The following is a 14,719-nucleotide window of genomic DNA, read 5'->3' as shown; positions in this document are numbered from 1 at the left end:
CCCGTCAGGGAGCGCAGGAGTCACGGCAGAACCGTACCTTCGGACGATCCCGTCTTAGCCCTCAGGTCGGATGACGGCGTGTCACGCGCCCGGGATGATGGTGGCATGCCAGACAATCGCCCCCTCCGGGATGACCTGCAGGCCACCCTCGACGCCCGCCGTGATCTCGGCCCCGACTACGAGGCCGCGCTCGTGGAGTCGTTCATGGAACGGCTCGATGCGACGATCGCCGCCCGGGTGCGGGCCGAACTGGGCACGCACGGCGCGCCGCCGTACGGCCCGCCCCCGCACCCCAAGGCCAAGAATCCCGGTGCCGCGATGATCCCGATCGCGCTGGGGTCGATGGGCATCGGCGTCCCGCTCACCGCCATCGCGGCGGGCAGCACGGGGCTGTTCGGGCTGACGATCGCCTGGCTGTCGATCGTGCTCATCAACGTGGCCGCCGCGGCGGCCATCATGCGCCGCGGCTGACCCGGCTCCCCGCCCGCGGTCTGGCGCGGATCAGGCGTCCTCGAGCCGCGACTCCGCCGTGGACGACCCGATCCACCGCCGTCTCGGGATCGCGCGAGCGGGCGGGACGGCGCGAGCGGGCGGGACGGCATCGCGAGGGGTACGGCACGGACCAGGCGCGTCGGCCGAGCAGGGGCGAGGCAGGTCAGGCGTCGCGGTGGTAGCGGAGCCTGACCTCGGCGGCCAAGGTCTCGTCCTCGTGCTCCAGCCCGTACGACCACACCCGGTCGGCATCGTCCGGCCGCCCGCGCAGCGGCAGCGTGCGGGCCAGCAGCTCGATGGCCAGCGCACTGGTCTCGGGGTCGGCCCCGCCCTCCACGGTCTCGGCGAACTCGGCGCAGGCCAGCTCCAGATGCGCGATGCCGAGCTGCACCCGCAGCCCCGGCACCTCGTCCTCGGGCGCCGCCTCCAGCGCGTCCATGAGCACGTCAGCGGCCGTCCCGGGCTCGCCGTACTCCACCAGCAGGCCGGCCAGCCGGCCCGCCGCGTGCGCCCCGATCCGCGCGTCCCCGGCTGCCATGGCGGCCCGCAGCTCCTTCTCCGCCTCGTCGAGGTTCGCCGCCAGGCGGGCCAGCGCGAGATGGGCCAGCGGGACGTACGCGGCCGTGCCGACGCCGAGCACGGCCTGCCAGGCGGCCCTGGCCTGCTCGGTCCGCCCTTCGCGCTCGAAGCCCTCGGCCAGGTGGCAGGCGGCCTGGGCGGCGTACTCGGGATGGCCGGTGGCCAGCGCGGTCCTGGCCGCCGTCCTGGCGCCCTCCACGTCGCCGCGCTCCTCCAGCACCACGGCGAGCCCGACGGCGGCCTGGGCCCGGTCGGGGCCCTCCGGGTCGGCGACCAGGCGGCTCAGTATGGCCGCGGCGCCGTCGAGGTCGCCGCCCTCGGCGAGGCGGCGGGCGGTGTCGAGAGGCGGGGTCTCCAGCTCTGAGGACGTCAAGAGAGCTCCTTCTGGCGACGGGTCGCACCGAAGCGTCTTCGATTCTCTGTGTTTACCGAGGTAAAACGGACATCGGCGTAACCTCGCCGCACGCCGACCGAGGCCGGGCAGCGATCCGGTGGAAGCCAAAGCCGCGTCCGTCCGGCAAGCCGGGCGGACCGTGGCCGAGAACCGCGGTGTCGGAGGCTGACTCCGCACTCCTGGAGAGAGCGCGGCTCTTGGGCCACCGCCCCGCCGGACGCTGTCCCGGTGGTGCGGACACCAACGAGGGCGGGGACCGGGCGCCACTCAGACACCCGGCCGTGACAGGATGTTACTTCGCGATTACTATGCGTTGCATAACAGTTCTACCGGTAACCACCTGCTCGCATAGCAAGGGCCAGCAACGATTCACACCCTAACGACTTCTGGCGATCATGTCTGCTCACTTGACGATGGCGGACTGGCCGATCCGCCATCGTCCGCTCAGCCCTCGTACGCGAAGCGACGAGGACACCCCGCCGCAGGCATTCAGTCCTCGTACGCGAAGCGACGAGGACACCGCGCCGCAGGCATTCAGTCCTCGTACGCCTCCAAAGGCGGGCAGGAGCACACCAGGTTGCGGTCCCCGTACGCCTGGTCGATCCGCCGTACCGGCACCCAGTACTTGCCCTCACGCAGCGACGGCACCGGGTAGGCCGCCTCGCTGCGCGGGTACGGGTGCGTCCACTCGTCGGCGGTGACCGACGTGGCCGTGTGCGGGGCGTTCCGGAGGGGGTTGTCGGTCTTGTCGTACTCGCCCGACGCCACCTTGGCGATCTCTCCCCGGATGGCGATCATCGCGTCGGCGAACCGGTCCAGCTCGCCGAGGTCCTCGCTCTCGGTCGGCTCGATCATGAGCGTGCCCGCCACCGGGAACGACATGGTGGGCGCGTGGAAGCCGTAGTCGATGAGCCGCTTGGCCACGTCGTCCACGGTGACGCCGGTCTCCTTGGTGATCTGCCGCAGGTCGACGATGCACTCGTGCGCCACCAGCCCGCCCCGGCCGGTGTACAGGACCGGGTAGTGGGGGGCCAGGCGCCGCGCCAGGTAGTTCGCCGACAGGATGGCCTGCTCGGTGGCCGCCGTGAGCCCGTCGCTGCCCATCATCCTGATGTACGCCCACGAGATCGGCAGGATCCCCGCCGACCCGTACGGGGCCGCGGAGACGGGCCCGACCGGCGTGCCGTCGTGCAGCGGATGGCCGGGCAGGTAGGCCGCCAGGTGGGCGCGCACCGCGACCGGCCCGACGCCGGGGCCGCCGCCCCCGTGCGGGATGCAGAACGTCTTGTGCAGGTTGAGGTGGGACACGTCGGCCCCGAACTCGCCCGGCTTGGCCAGCCCGACCAGGGCGTTGAGGTTGGCCCCGTCGACGTACACCTGCCCGCCGGCCTCGTGCACCTTGGCGCAGACCTCGGTGATGGTCTCCTCGTACACGCCGTGTGTCGACGGGTACGTCACCATGATCGCGGCCAGCGCGTCGCGGTGCTTGGCGATCTTGGCGTCGAGGTCGTCCAGGTCGACGTTGCCCTCGGAGTCGCAGGCCACGACCACGACCCGCATGCCGGCCATGACGGCGCTGGCGGCGTTGGTGCCGTGGGCGGAGGACGGGATGAGGCAGACGTCGCGGCCGGTCTGGCCGCCCGCGCGGTGGTAGGCGCGGATGGCCAGCAGCCCGGCGAACTCGCCCTGCGAGCCGGCGTTCGGCTGCAGCGACACCGTGTCGTAGCCGGTGATCTCGGCCAGCCAGCGCTCCAGCGTGCCGATCAGCTCCAGGTAGCCCCCGGCCTGCGCGTCGGGCGCGTACGGGTGGATCGCCGCGAACTCGGGCCAGGTGATCGGCTCCATCTCGGTGCTGGCGTTGAGCTTCATCGTGCAGGAGCCGAGCGGGATCATCGACCTGTCCAGCGCGATGTCCTTGTCCTGCAACCTGCGCAGGTAGCGCAGCATCGCGGTCTCGGAGCGGTGGCTGTGGAAGACCGGGTGGGTGAGGTATGCCGACTCGCGCAGCAGCGAGGCGGGCAGCGCGTCGGCCGCGCCCTCCGGGTCCGCGGCCGGAACCCCGAACGCCTCCTGCACCGCGGCCACCTCGGCGGCTCCGGTCTTCTCGTCGCAGGAGATCGAGACGTGGTCGTCGTCGGCCCGCCAGAGGTTGATCCCGCGCTCGGCGGCCGCGGCGACCACCTCGGCGGCCCTGCCCGGCACGCGGACGAGGACCGTGTCGAAGAACTCGGCGTGTACGACCTCCAGGCCGGCCCGGCGCAGGCCACCGGCGATGGCGACGGCGTGCCGGTGCACCCCGCGGGCGATGCGGCGCAGCCCGTCGGGGCCGTGGTAGACGGCGTACATGCCCGCGATGACGGCGAGCAGGACCTGCGCGGTGCAGATGTTGCTGGTGGCCTTCTCCCGGCGGATGTGCTGCTCGCGGGTCTGCAGGGCCAGCCGGTAGGCGGGGGCGCCGTCGGCGTCCACGGACACGCCCACGAGCCGCCCGGGCAGCTGCCGCTGCAGGCCCTCGCGTACGGACATGTAGGCCGCGTGCGGCCCGCCGAACCCGAACGGCACGCCGAAGCGCTGCGAGGTGCCGATCGCGATGTCGGCGCCCAGCTCGCCCGGCGCGGCCACGAGCGTGAGGGCCAGCAGGTCGGCCGCGGCCACGACCAGCGCGCCCGCCTCGTGCGCGGCGGCGGCCACGGCGCGGAAGTCGCGCAGCCGCCCGGAGGCCCCCGGGTACTGGACGAGCACGCCGAAGCACTCGGGCAGCTCGCCGTCGAGCGAGTGCTCCACGAGCGTGATGCCGAGCGGCTCGGCCCTGGTGGCCAGCACGCGCTTGGTCTGGGGCAGCGCGTCGGCGTCGATCACGAACACGTCGCTCTTGGACTTGCCGGCGCGGCGGGCCAGCGTCATGGCCTCGGCGGCGGCCGTGCCCTCGTCGAGGAGGGAGGCGCCGGCGACGGGCAGGCCGGTGAGGTCGGAGACGACCGTCTGGAAGTTCAGCAGCGCCTCGAGCCGGCCCTGTGAGATCTCCGGCTGATACGGCGTGTACGCGGTGTACCAGCCCGGGTTCTCCAGCAGGTTGCGGCGGATGACCGCGGGCGTGATCGTGTCGTGGTAGCCCAGGCCGATCATCGAGGTGAGCACCCGGTTGCGATCGGCCAGGGCGCGCAGCTCGGCGATCGCCTCGGTCTCGCTCGCGGCGGCGGGCAGCTTGAGCCGGTCCTTGGCCCTGATCGCCTCGGGGACGGCCACGGCCACCAGGTCGGCCACGGACTCGAAGCCGACGACCTCCAGCATGCGCTGCTGCTCGGACTCCGAGGGGCCGATGTGCCGGGTGGAGAACGGCGGAGCTGACAGGTCGGTCATGGAGGTGCCTCCCGAAGGTATGGAGACCGGCGCCAGGGCGCGGGCGAGTGCCGGATCTCCCCCTCTGTCAGCGCGGCCCCATGATGGGTGCGGTGCCGCGACCTGAGAGCTTCACCCCCGGGCGGGGGCTTGCACCGTCGGTGAGGCACGCCTGGCGGGCGCGCCTGCTTTCCAGAGTTGCCTCGCCCGAGCGGTACAGGGTGCCTGAGAGATTCCGGGGAGGGTTGCTCCTTCGGCGCCCAGGGGCCCGAAGGCCCCGGGGACTCTCCCGCACGGGGTCGCAAGCTTTGCTTGTCCTAGATTACAACCCTCACCGATGACAACCCTCGCCGGTCTCCATAAGCGTCTTCGGTTCTCTGTCGTTTACCTGAGCAAAACGGACATCGGCGTAGTCTCGTCGCACCCCGCGCCAAGGCCGGCGGCGACCCGGCAAGGCCGGGCGGGCACCTGGTTGTGACAGAAAGTCATCCCGCCATTACCATCGGTCGTCACTCATCCAACGGCAGGACGCCGACAACAGTTCTGCCGTTGACCATCGTCTGGCATGGCCAACGCTCGGGCGGCTGTTCCTACCCTATGCGCCGGGCGCGTCGGCGCCTTGCGAGTTCGTCAGCGGGGTGGTCGGCCGGGACGGTGTCCTCGACCGCCGCTCTTTCCCCCGGCAGCTCCGCGAGGGATCCCTCGACCTCGCGCCAGACCCGGCCGAGCGCGATCCCGAACACGCCCTGGCCGCCCTGGAGCAGGTCGATCACCTCGTCGGCCGAGGTGCACTCGTAGACGCTGACGCCGTCGCTCATGAGCGTGATCTGGGCGAGGTCGGCGACCCCGCGATCGCGCAGGTGCTGCACGGCCGTGCGGATCTGCTGCAGCGACACCCCGGTGTCGAGGAGCCGCTTGACGACCTTGAGCACCAGGATGTCGCGGAAGCTGTAGAGCCGCTGGGAGCCCGAGCCTTGCGCTGCCCTTATCGTGGGCTCCACCAGGCCTGTACGCGCCCAGTAGTCGAGCTGCCTGTAGGTGATGCCGGCCGCCGCGCAGGCCGTGGGCCCGCGGTACCCGATGTCGTCCGGCAACGCCGCCGGCTGCTCGTCGAAGAGCAGGCCCTGCTCCCCGGCACGCTGCCGCGCGTCCTCGCGCCGCACCGGATCTTCCTGGCCGGCCGTCTTTCCCTCGCCGCTGCTGACCGCCACGCGGACCTCCGGCTTTCTCTCATCCCGCGGCCTGATCTGGGGGTTCATAAAGGGCGACCACGGGTTTCACTTGCACCGTAGGACCGTGACCATGCTCAGTCAACGATCCGGCTCGGCGCGTCGTGAAGCGTAAATGCACCGAAATACCTACCCCGCCCTGCCGAAGTCCTCGGGAGTGATCGTGTCAAGGAACTCCCTGAACTTCTCCACCTCGTCCTCCTGGTCGTCCGGGATGACCACGCCGGCCTCCTGGACCACCTCCTCGCTGGCGAAGATGCGGGCTCCGGTGCGCAGCGCGAGCGCGATCGAGTCCGACGGCCGCGCGCTCACCTCCACGCCGTTGGAGAACACCAGGTCGGCGAAGAAGATGCCGTCGCGCAGAGCGACGATGTTGACCGCCCGCAGGCCCACGCCCAGAGCGCTCAGCACGTCACGGAAGAGGTCGTGGGTGAGCGGCCTCGGGGGAGGCTCCTCCGCCTGGGCCAAGGCGATGGCCGTGGCTTCGGTCATGCCGATCCATATAGGAAGGAACCGCTCCCCGTGTGCCTCCTTGAGCAAGACGATCGGCTGATTTGTGGGCATTTCAACTCGTACGCCCACGACCTCCATCTGCAACACGGGCTGCTCCGTATTCCTGACCGGTCACCCGGCACAGCTATTTGCTCGTCGCTTCTGCTGACTGGCTACTTCAATTCAACGTAACACCCGAGAGGCCTGGAATGTGCCGCCGCCTCCCTGCTCGCTTCGCTCTCAACGCCCCAGCACCGAGCGTACGCCCGCGCGAACCAGCGACGCGTGCAGGTCCAGCAGCAACGTGGACAGCTCCCTGGCGGTCTCCTCGGCCTCCCCGATGGCCCCGGGGGCGCGGCGTTTCAGCACGGGCGCGACGGTCTGCTCGACCAGGCCGCACTCGCGCTCGGCGGCGGCCTTGACCGCGCGCAGGTGCCTCGCGCGCAGGCCGAAGCGGGCCAGCGCGCCGACCGTGCGCGCCACCATGAGCGCCTCTTCGTCGTAGCGCCTGGCCACTGGGGCGAGCAGGCCGTAGTCCTCGAGCTCGGCGAGCGTCTCCTCGTCGATCCCCGCGGCCTCGAGCAGCTCGCCGCGGTCGAGCTTGACCTCCTGCTTCTTCTGCACCGCCCGGGGGCGGCCGAAGCTCTCGGCCATCCTGTCCTTGATCACCCGCAGCGGCAGATAGTGGTCGCGCTGCTCGGTGAGGATGAAACGCAGCTGCTCGACGTGCAGGTGCGTGAACTTCCGGTATCCGGAGGGGCTGCGCTCCGGCTCGATCAGCCCTTCGCCCTCCAAGAACCTGATCTTGGAGACGGTGACATCGGGGAACTCACCCTGCAGGAGCGCGAGCACCTCCCCGATGCTCATGTACGAGCGTGCCGCCTGGGGACTCATACGGCCTCCGGCCGTATGAGTCCCCAGTGGGGAGCTGTGTCCATGAGACGCTCGCTGCGCTCACTCATACGGCCTCCGGCCGCATGAGTCCCCAGTGGGGAGCTGTGTCCATGAGACGCTCGCTGCGCTCGCTCATACGACCTCCGGCCGCATGAGTTCCCCATGGGAAGCCGTGTCCATGAGACGCTCGCTGCGCTCGCTCATACGCCGGAGCTGCCCCGCATCAGGAAGACGAGGCGGAACTTGCCGATCTGCACCTCGTCTCCGGAGTGCAGGGGAACCTCCTCGATCCGCTCGCGGTTGACGTAGGTGCCGTTGAGGCTGCCCACGTCGCGCACCGAGAACTGGCCGCCGCGGTGGCGGTAGAACTCGACGTGGCGGCGGGAGACCGTGATGTCGTCGAGGAAGATGTCGCTCTCCGGGTGACGGCCCGTCGTGGTCAGGTCCTTGTCGAGCCGGAAGCGGCTCCCCTGATTGGGGCCCCTGGTCACCGTGAGCAACGCCGCGCCGGGCGGCAGCTGCTCGACGAGCGCCCGCTCGGCCAGGAGCATGTCGCCTGTCTCAGCCTCGTATGCCTCGATTCCCGCGACGGAGATCGTCGATGTGGTATCCCCGGAGACCTCGGGTCTGGTCAGCGGTGACCCACAACGGGAACAGAAACGGGCATCCTCGGGGTTGGCGTGCCCGCACTGCGTGCAGTAGACGCTCGGCATCGATCGGCTCGGCCTCCTACCGCGAAGACGCGGCGACAGTGCTCGGGGCGCGCCTCGCTTCGCTTTTTCAAGTTTGCGAATGCCGCAACTTACGCTGATCAGCGGCAAAGGTCAACTCGGGGCGCTGGACGGTGGTTTGGACGCAGACAAAGTTACCGCCGCTTCCGCCCCGTGGTCCATGCCGCCGCGCGTTTCTACATTACGATCTTGCGGCACTCTCCGCGCGCGTCGCCGATGAAGACTTTTCCGTCACGCACTGTGATCACCCGGTCAGGAAGCGGCCTGCTCCACGATGCGCGCCCAGCGTTCGATCAGAGCCTGGGCGCCGTCCATGTCGGACGCCTCGGCCCACAGGTCGGTGACGGGCTCGGTGGCGGCGGGCAGGACCAGCACCCAGCTGCCGTCGTCGCGGGCGACGCGCACGCCGTCGGTGATGTCGATGCGGTGGCCCTCGGGCTCGGCCTCGGCCGCCTCGATGACCGAGCGCATGACCGCTCCCTTGGCCGCCCACGGCGTGGGCACGGTGCGCTTGAGCAGCTTGACCTCGGGGATCCTGGCGTCGATCTGGCTGAGCGACAGACGGGTGCGGGCGACCAGGCCCAGCAGGCGCATGAACGCGGCCAGCCCGTCGATGGCGGGGCTGAACTCGGGCACGACGAATCCGCCGCGCCCGTCCGCCGCGAAGATCATGTCGGGACCGGCGGCGGCCGAGGTGAGGGCGTCGAGCGCGGTGGAGGTCCACTGCACCTGCACGCCGTGGAAACGGCAGACCTGCTCGGCGACCCTGGTCGTGGTGACCGGCAGCGCCACCTGGCCGCCCCGGCGCTCGGCGGCGACCAGGTCGAGCACGACCAGCAGGGCGCGTTCCTCGTTGATGAGCTGACCCATCTCGTCCACCAGGGCGATGCGCTCGCCCACCGGGTCGAACCGGACGCCGAACGCCGCACGGGACGAGCTGACCAGCTCCGACAGGCGTTGCAGGTCGCGGCGGCGCTCGGCGAGCGTCTCGGTGGGCGAGACCTCGTCGAGGCGGGCGTTCACGGTGAGCACGTCCACGCCGACCCGGCCGAGCAGCGTCGGCAGCACCAGCGAGGAGGTGCCGCCGGCGCAGTCGACGACGACCTTCATGTCCCTGACGTCGCCCACGCCGACGTGGCGCAGCAGCTCGTGGGTGTAGTCCTCGACCGCCCTGGCCGGGTAGGCGAGCTCGGCGATCTCGCCGGGGAAGGCGCGGCGGAACTCCTGGCGGGAGAAGACCCGCTCCAGCTTGCGCTGGGCGGCCGGGGGCAGATCGGCGCCGCGGCCGTCCATGATGACGATGTCCACGCTCTGCGGGTCGCCGGGCGTGGTGCGCAGTGAGATGCCGCCCGCGGCCGACTCGCGGCCGGTGTGGAAGCGGGCCACCGGAAGCGGCGCGGCCTCCAGGTCGAGAACGTTGATCGCCCCGGCCGTGAGCGCTCCGATGACGGCCCGCTTGAGCGCCCTGGCGGCCAGCGAGCAGTCGCGGGAGGTGACGACGTACTCGCCCTTCTTCAGGGTGGTGGCGTACGCGCTGGCCAGGCGGACGCACAGCTCGGCGGTGATCTCCACGTTGACCAGGCCGCTGACGCCCCGCGGGCCGAACAGGTTGCGCTGGCCGCGCGATTCCCAGATGACGCTGGTGTTGACGACCGCGCCGGCCTCGATGGTCTTGAACGGGTAGACGCGGACGCCGCTGGAGACGTACGCCTCGGACTCGATGACGCATTCGTCACCGATGATGGCGTTCTCCTCGATGCGGGCGCCGGCCATCACGTCGGTGCTCTTGCCGATCACGCAGCCGCGCAGGTGGGCGCCGGAGCCGAGGTAGACGTTGTCGTGGACGATCGCGCGGTGCAGGAAGGCGCCCTCGCGCACGACGGCGTTGTTGCCGAGCACGGTGAACTCGCGCAGCTCGGCCCCCGCCTCGACCTTGGCGTAGTCGCCGATGAGCAGCGGGCCCTTGAGCACGGCGTCGGGGTCGACCGAGGCCGACTCGGCGACCCAGACGCCGGGTGAGAGCTCGAAGCCGCAGATGTCCAGGTCGACCTTGCCGGACAGGGCGTCGGCGTGGGCCTTGAGGTAGCTGTCGTGGCTGCCGACGTCCTCCCAGTAGCCGTCGGCCACGTACCCGTAGATGGCGGCGCCGCGCTCGAGGAGGGCGGGGAAGACGTCGGACGACCAGTCGACGGGCTCGCCGGCCGCCACGGCGCCGAGGACCTCGGGCTCCATGACGTAGATGCCGGTGTTGACGGTGTCGGAGAAGACCTGCCCCCAGGTGGGTTTCTCGAGGAAGCGCTGCACGCGGCCTTCGTCGTCGACGATGATGATCCCGAACTCGAGCGGATTCGGGACGCGTTTCAGGCCGATCGTCACCAAAGCCGAATTCTCGCGGTGAAATCTCACCATGTCGGATAAATCGATATCCGTCAGGGCATCGCCGGAGATCACCAGGAATCGGTCGTCGCGGAGGCGGTCGGCGGCGTTCTTGACGCTGCCCGCGGTGCCGAGGGGCAGGTCCTCGGTGGCGTACTGGAGGCTCATGCCGAGCTCGTCGCCGTCGCCGAAGTAGTTGCGCACGAGGGCGGCCAGGAACTGGAGCGTGACCACCGTCTCGGTGACGCCGTGCCGCTTGAGCAGGCGGAGCACGTGCTCCATGATCGGGCGGTTGACCACCGGAAGTAGGGGTTTGGGCTGGTTGGCGGTCATAGGGCGCAGCCGAGTGCCTTCCCCGCCCGCCATCACAACCGCCTTCACCCGATCACTCCTTTTTGGCCGAGGCCACGAGCTGGCGCACCTGCACCACGTACAGCACCCCTGCCCACCAGTACAGGCCCGTTCCCCAGAACGCGAACGCCCATCCGGCAATTCGGGCTATATCGGCATACCACCCAGTGTGGGAGGCAAGGAAGAGGAGAGGGAAGGCGTACATGAGGTTGAACATGGCGGCCTTGCCCAGGAAATGCACCTGAAGTTTCCGGTAGCCATGCTTGCGGAGTACGGGGAAGCAACTCGCGACGAAGAGTTCCCGGGCCAGGATGACGATGACCAGCCACCAGGGGATGACGTCGCGCAGGAGCAGGGCCAGGATCGTGGCGAACACGTACAGCTTGTCGGCGGCTGGGTCGATGACCCGGCCCAGCTTGCTGGTCTGGTTGAACGCCCGGGCGATCTTTCCGTCGAGCCAGTCGGTGAACCCGGCCACCGCGAGGACCCCGATGGCCCACCCGTCCGCCCTGGGCCCGAGAACCAGCCAGAGGAACACGGGCACGCCGAGGAGGCGCAGAAAGCTCAGCAGGTTGGGAACCGTCCAGATCCGGTCCTCGGCGGAAGTTTCGCTCACGCAGCAGACCCTACTGCGTGGAACTCCAACACAGCGGTCCCGCCTGCGCCGGACTGAAAACGGGCCTCACCTCCGCCTTCACGGCGCCGAGGCCCCCCGCGGCCACAACGGCACGCCGCGTCCCCCAGGCGGCTCTTTCCCCTCCCGTCTCCCCCGCGACTCGAGGAGACCTGGCGCCGTTGCGCGCATGATCGCCGCGGTGGGTGGTCAGGTGCGCAGGAAGGCGTGGACGCGGCCCGGCAGGCGCACCTCAACCCGCCTGGCGAGCTGGTCGATCACGTGGCTCGGCGAGGACCTCGCCGTCCGCCCCGCAGCAGCGGCGCCAGACGATCGGCCTGTTGTCGTCCGTCACCCTCGGACGGCCCCGAGGAACGCCTTGATGAGGGCGGAGTCCTTCACCCCGGGCGACGTCTCCACGCCGCTGGACACGTCGACCCCCCACGGGCCGGCGGCCGCGACGGCCTCGGTCACGTTCGCCGGGTCGAGGCCGCCGGCCAGGAGCCAGCGGCCCGACGGGCGGCCGCGGATCGCCGCCCAGTCCCACGGCAGGCCGGAGCCCGCGTGGGGGGCGTCCACGAGCAGGAGGTCCTCGTCATAGGCGCCGCACCGCAGGTCGGCCTCGGCGTCGACGGCCCTGATCAGGACGGCGCCGAGGTCCTTGAGCGCGGTGAAGTCGCCGTGCGGGTGCCGGCCGTGGAGCTGGACGGCCCGCACCCCGGAGGTCAGCGCCGCCGCCCGCACGGTCTCGGGATCCTCGCCGCGGAACACCCCGACGGTGAGCACGTGCTCGGGCACCAGTGCGGCCAGCTCGGCCGCCCGTTCGGGCGCGATCCGGCGCGGGCTCCGGGTCATCACGAACCCGATGGCGTCGGCGCCCGCCTCGACGGCGGCGGCCACGTGCTCGGGCTCGCTCAAGCCGCAGATCTTGACGTACACATGTACGACCTTAGCGGCGGCGGGCGGCCGCCGGTGACCAGGCGGGGACGGACCTCAGCCGGAGCCGCGGCGCACCGGGCGGAAGGAGGCGTCCACGAGCCCGGTGCGGTGGGCGACGACCGCGGCCTGGATGCGGTTGCGCAGGCCCAGCTTGTCCATGGCGGCGGCGATGTGGGTCTTGACCGTGGTGACGCCGACGTGCAACTCCTCGGCGATCTCCGCGTTGGACAGGCCGGTGCCGACCAGGGCGAGCACCTCCAGCTCGCGCTCGGTCAGCCCGGCGGGCGGGGGCGCCGCGGCCTGCTCCTCGGCCGCCAGGAAGCGCTCGACGACCCGCCGCAGCACCGACGGCGCGAGCAGCTGCTCGCCGGCCGCGGCCCGGCGCACGGCGTCCACCATGCGTTCCGGCTCGTCGTCCTTGACCAGGAAGCCGACCGCCCCGGCGCGCAGGGCGGCGTAGATGTTGGCGTCCTCGGCGAACGTGGTCAGCACCACGATCCTGGTCCCCGGACGGGCGGCGAGCACCCGTTTGATCGCCTCCAGGCCGTCGACCCTGGGCATGCGCAGGTCCATGAGGATCACGTCGGGCAGGTGGCGCTCGGCCAGGCGCACGGCCTCCGCGCCGTCCACGGCCTCGTCCACGACCTCCATGTCACCCGTGGCCTGCAGCAGCATGCGCACGCCCGCGCGGACGAGCGCCTGGTCGTCGGCCACCAGTACGCGGATCATGCGGCGTTCCTCGCGGGCAGGCTGGCGGCCAGCATCCAGCCGCCCTCGCCGTCGGGGCCGGCGCTGAGCGTGCCGCCGAGGGCACGCACCCGCTCCCGCATCCCGGCCAGGCCGCGGCCGGAGGAGGGCAGGCGCTCGATGGTGGTGGGCGGGCGGCCGTTGCGGATCTCCACCGACAGCCCCTCGTCCTGGGGCGCGACGGTGACGCGGACCCGAGTACCGGGGCCGGCGTGTTTGAGCACGTTCGTGAGTCCTTCCTGGACGATGCGGGCCGCGGAGGTGCGGGCGATCAGCGGGGCCTGGTCGGTCGCCGGGTCGAGGTCGAGGTCGACCACGAGCCCGGCGGCGGCCATGCGCTCGGCCGACTCGCGTACCACGTCCGCGGGGTTGGCCAGCAGGTACGGCTCCCGCTCGGGCTCGCGCAGCAAGTCGAGCAGGTCGCGCAGATCCTGGAGCACCTGGTGGCCGGTCTCTCGTATGTCGTTGAGCGCGTCGGCGACAGGGCCGTCGGGGGCAGAGTAGCGGGCAGCGCTGGCCCGCAGCACCATGGCGCCGACGTGATGGGCGACGATGTCGTGCACGTCGCGGGCGATGCGCTCGCGCTCGGCCAGCTGGCCGGCCCGCACGTGCGCGACCGCCGCGCGGGCGGACTCCTCGGCGCGCAGCCGCTCGGCGGCGACGGCGGCCTGCCGCATCCCGAGGTAACGGCCGATCGCGATGGGCGTGGCGACCAGCGTCATGAGCACGCCCACCCGGAACGCGGTGACGTCGGTGTCGTCTCCGACCACCGCGATCGCGGTCAGCAGGCAGCCGGTGAAGTACGCCGCCACCGTCCACGGCCAGGAGGACACCCGCATGGCGAACACCCCGATGGCGATGAGCGTCAGGATCACGCAGGTGTTGACGGCCTCGTTCAGGAAGATGTCGGCCTGGACGAGCAGCACGCCCTGGACCAGGAAGACCAGCCCGGGCAGCCGCCTGGCGATGCCCAGGGACAGGCCGCCGACCACCGCCAGCAGCCCGACCACCCAGACCGGCTGGGTGCCCGAGTGCCAGGTGGTCCACGTGCTGAGCACGGTGATCGCCACCCCGCCGGCCGCCAGCAGCGCGTCGGGGGTGACGTCGCGTTCCTCCAGCCGCCCGGCCGAGCCGCGCAGGTACGCGCCCAGCACCGCGGGGAAGACCGGCAGCAGCAACGCGTACATCCACTGGTTGACGGTGAACGCGGCGCCGGGGTCGGCGATGTTGACGGCGGTCGCGGCGATCGTGGCCGACACGGCCAGCACCGTGGCCCGCATGCCGCGGCTGAACCCGGACACCCCGACGGCGACGCAGATGAGGATCTGCACGGTGTTGGACGTGAACGACCCCAGCTGGTCGGTGAGGACCAGGAGGACGGCCAGGTAGAGGGTGACGGGCACCGGCCAGCGCCGGACGAGCCCCATGGGCAGGCCCGCCAGCAGCGCCATCGGGATGTTCATCTCCGCGGGCAGGTATTTCGTGTCACCCGCCTGGGCCGTGGTCAACAGGTCAAGTGCCACACCTGAAACCGCAAGGAGCA

At 71.0% G+C, this 14,719-nt stretch carries 12 protein-coding genes and 1 riboswitch; of the genes, 1 reads left to right on the top strand and 11 read right to left on the bottom strand.

Features of this window, described 5'->3' with window-relative positions; all coding sequences use genetic code 11:
- The first annotated feature begins 105 nt into the window (after positions 1-105).
- Positions 106-471, top strand: coding sequence for a hypothetical protein (locus tag ACIBX3_RS20165; RefSeq protein WP_397119020.1), 366 nt, complete (start codon positions 106-108; stop codon positions 469-471).
- A gap of 184 nt (positions 472-655) precedes the next feature.
- Here the strand turns inward: ACIBX3_RS20165 and ACIBX3_RS20160 are convergent, their stop codons facing one another.
- The 11 genes from ACIBX3_RS20160 to ACIBX3_RS20110 form a co-directional block, all read right to left on the bottom strand.
- Positions 656-1,444, bottom strand: a complete 789-nt coding sequence (locus tag ACIBX3_RS20160; RefSeq protein ID WP_397119019.1) for a hypothetical protein — start codon at positions 1,442-1,444, stop codon at positions 656-658.
- A gap of 555 nt (positions 1,445-1,999) precedes the next feature.
- Positions 2,000-4,825: an aminomethyl-transferring glycine dehydrogenase gene (gcvP, locus tag ACIBX3_RS20155; RefSeq protein ID WP_397119017.1), complete on the bottom strand. Its 2,826-nt coding sequence runs from the start codon at positions 4,823-4,825 to the stop codon at positions 2,000-2,002.
- Between the two features lie 181 nt (positions 4,826-5,006).
- A riboswitch (glycine riboswitch) is annotated at positions 5,007-5,106 on the bottom strand.
- Between the two features lie 288 nt (positions 5,107-5,394).
- Positions 5,395-6,015: a MerR family transcriptional regulator gene (locus ACIBX3_RS20150; RefSeq protein ID WP_397119015.1), complete on the bottom strand. Its 621-nt coding sequence runs from the start codon at positions 6,013-6,015 to the stop codon at positions 5,395-5,397.
- 147 nt (positions 6,016-6,162) lie between these two features.
- On the bottom strand, positions 6,163-6,633 hold the full coding sequence (locus tag ACIBX3_RS20145) for a bifunctional nuclease family protein (protein ID WP_020539830.1): 471 nt from the start codon (positions 6,631-6,633) through the stop codon (positions 6,163-6,165).
- A 132-nt stretch (positions 6,634-6,765) separates the two neighbouring features.
- Positions 6,766-7,419, bottom strand: coding sequence for a MerR family transcriptional regulator (locus tag ACIBX3_RS20140; RefSeq protein ID WP_397119013.1), 654 nt, complete (start codon positions 7,417-7,419; stop codon positions 6,766-6,768).
- Positions 7,420-7,619: 200 nt separating this feature from the next.
- Positions 7,620-8,132 (bottom strand): FHA domain-containing protein, encoded by a 513-nt coding sequence (locus ACIBX3_RS20135; protein WP_397119011.1) that lies wholly within the window; start codon positions 8,130-8,132, stop codon positions 7,620-7,622.
- A gap of 270 nt (positions 8,133-8,402) precedes the next feature.
- Positions 8,403-10,907, bottom strand: a complete 2,505-nt coding sequence (locus tag ACIBX3_RS20130) for a sugar phosphate nucleotidyltransferase (protein ID WP_397119009.1) — start codon at positions 10,905-10,907, stop codon at positions 8,403-8,405.
- 4 nt (positions 10,908-10,911) lie between these two features.
- Entirely contained in the window at positions 10,912-11,493 is a 582-nt protein-coding gene (locus tag ACIBX3_RS20125; RefSeq protein WP_397119007.1) for a CDP-alcohol phosphatidyltransferase family protein, read from the bottom strand.
- A 348-nt stretch (positions 11,494-11,841) separates the two neighbouring features.
- A complete protein-coding gene (locus ACIBX3_RS20120; protein WP_397119005.1) occupies positions 11,842-12,429 on the bottom strand; it encodes a phosphoribosylanthranilate isomerase in 588 nt (195 codons plus the stop codon).
- A 54-nt stretch (positions 12,430-12,483) separates the two neighbouring features.
- Entirely contained in the window at positions 12,484-13,158 is a 675-nt protein-coding gene (locus tag ACIBX3_RS20115; RefSeq protein WP_397119003.1) for a response regulator, read from the bottom strand.
- Positions 13,155-14,699: a histidine kinase gene (locus tag ACIBX3_RS20110; RefSeq protein ID WP_397119001.1), complete on the bottom strand. Its 1,545-nt coding sequence runs from the start codon at positions 14,697-14,699 to the stop codon at positions 13,155-13,157. The genes ACIBX3_RS20115 and ACIBX3_RS20110 overlap by 4 nt, the downstream gene beginning before the upstream one ends.
- Between the last annotated feature and the right edge of the window lie 20 nt (positions 14,700-14,719).

This window comes from Nonomuraea sp. NPDC049480 (assembly GCF_044465905.1).
In the GTDB taxonomy this organism is placed as follows: domain Bacteria; phylum Actinomycetota; class Actinomycetes; order Streptosporangiales; family Streptosporangiaceae; genus Nonomuraea.
This window is presented reverse-complemented; position numbering and strand designations above follow the sequence as displayed.

Bases quoted from the DNA above. Each gene is read 5' to 3' on its own strand.
- ACIBX3_RS20165 (WP_397119020.1), top strand. From the start codon at position 106: ATGCCAGACAATCGCCCCCTCCGGGATGACCTGCAGGCCACCCTCGAC.
- ACIBX3_RS20135 (WP_397119011.1), bottom strand. From the start codon at position 8,132: ATGCCGAGCGTCTACTGCACGCAGTGCGGGCACGCCAACCCCGAGGAT.
- gcvP (WP_397119017.1), bottom strand. From the start codon at position 4,825: ATGACCGACCTGTCAGCTCCGCCGTTCTCCACCCGGCACATCGGCCCC.
- ACIBX3_RS20115 (WP_397119003.1), bottom strand. From the start codon at position 13,158: ATGATCCGCGTACTGGTGGCCGACGACCAGGCGCTCGTCCGCGCGGGC.
- ACIBX3_RS20140 (WP_397119013.1), bottom strand. From the start codon at position 7,419: ATGAGTCCCCAGGCGGCACGCTCGTACATGAGCATCGGGGAGGTGCTC.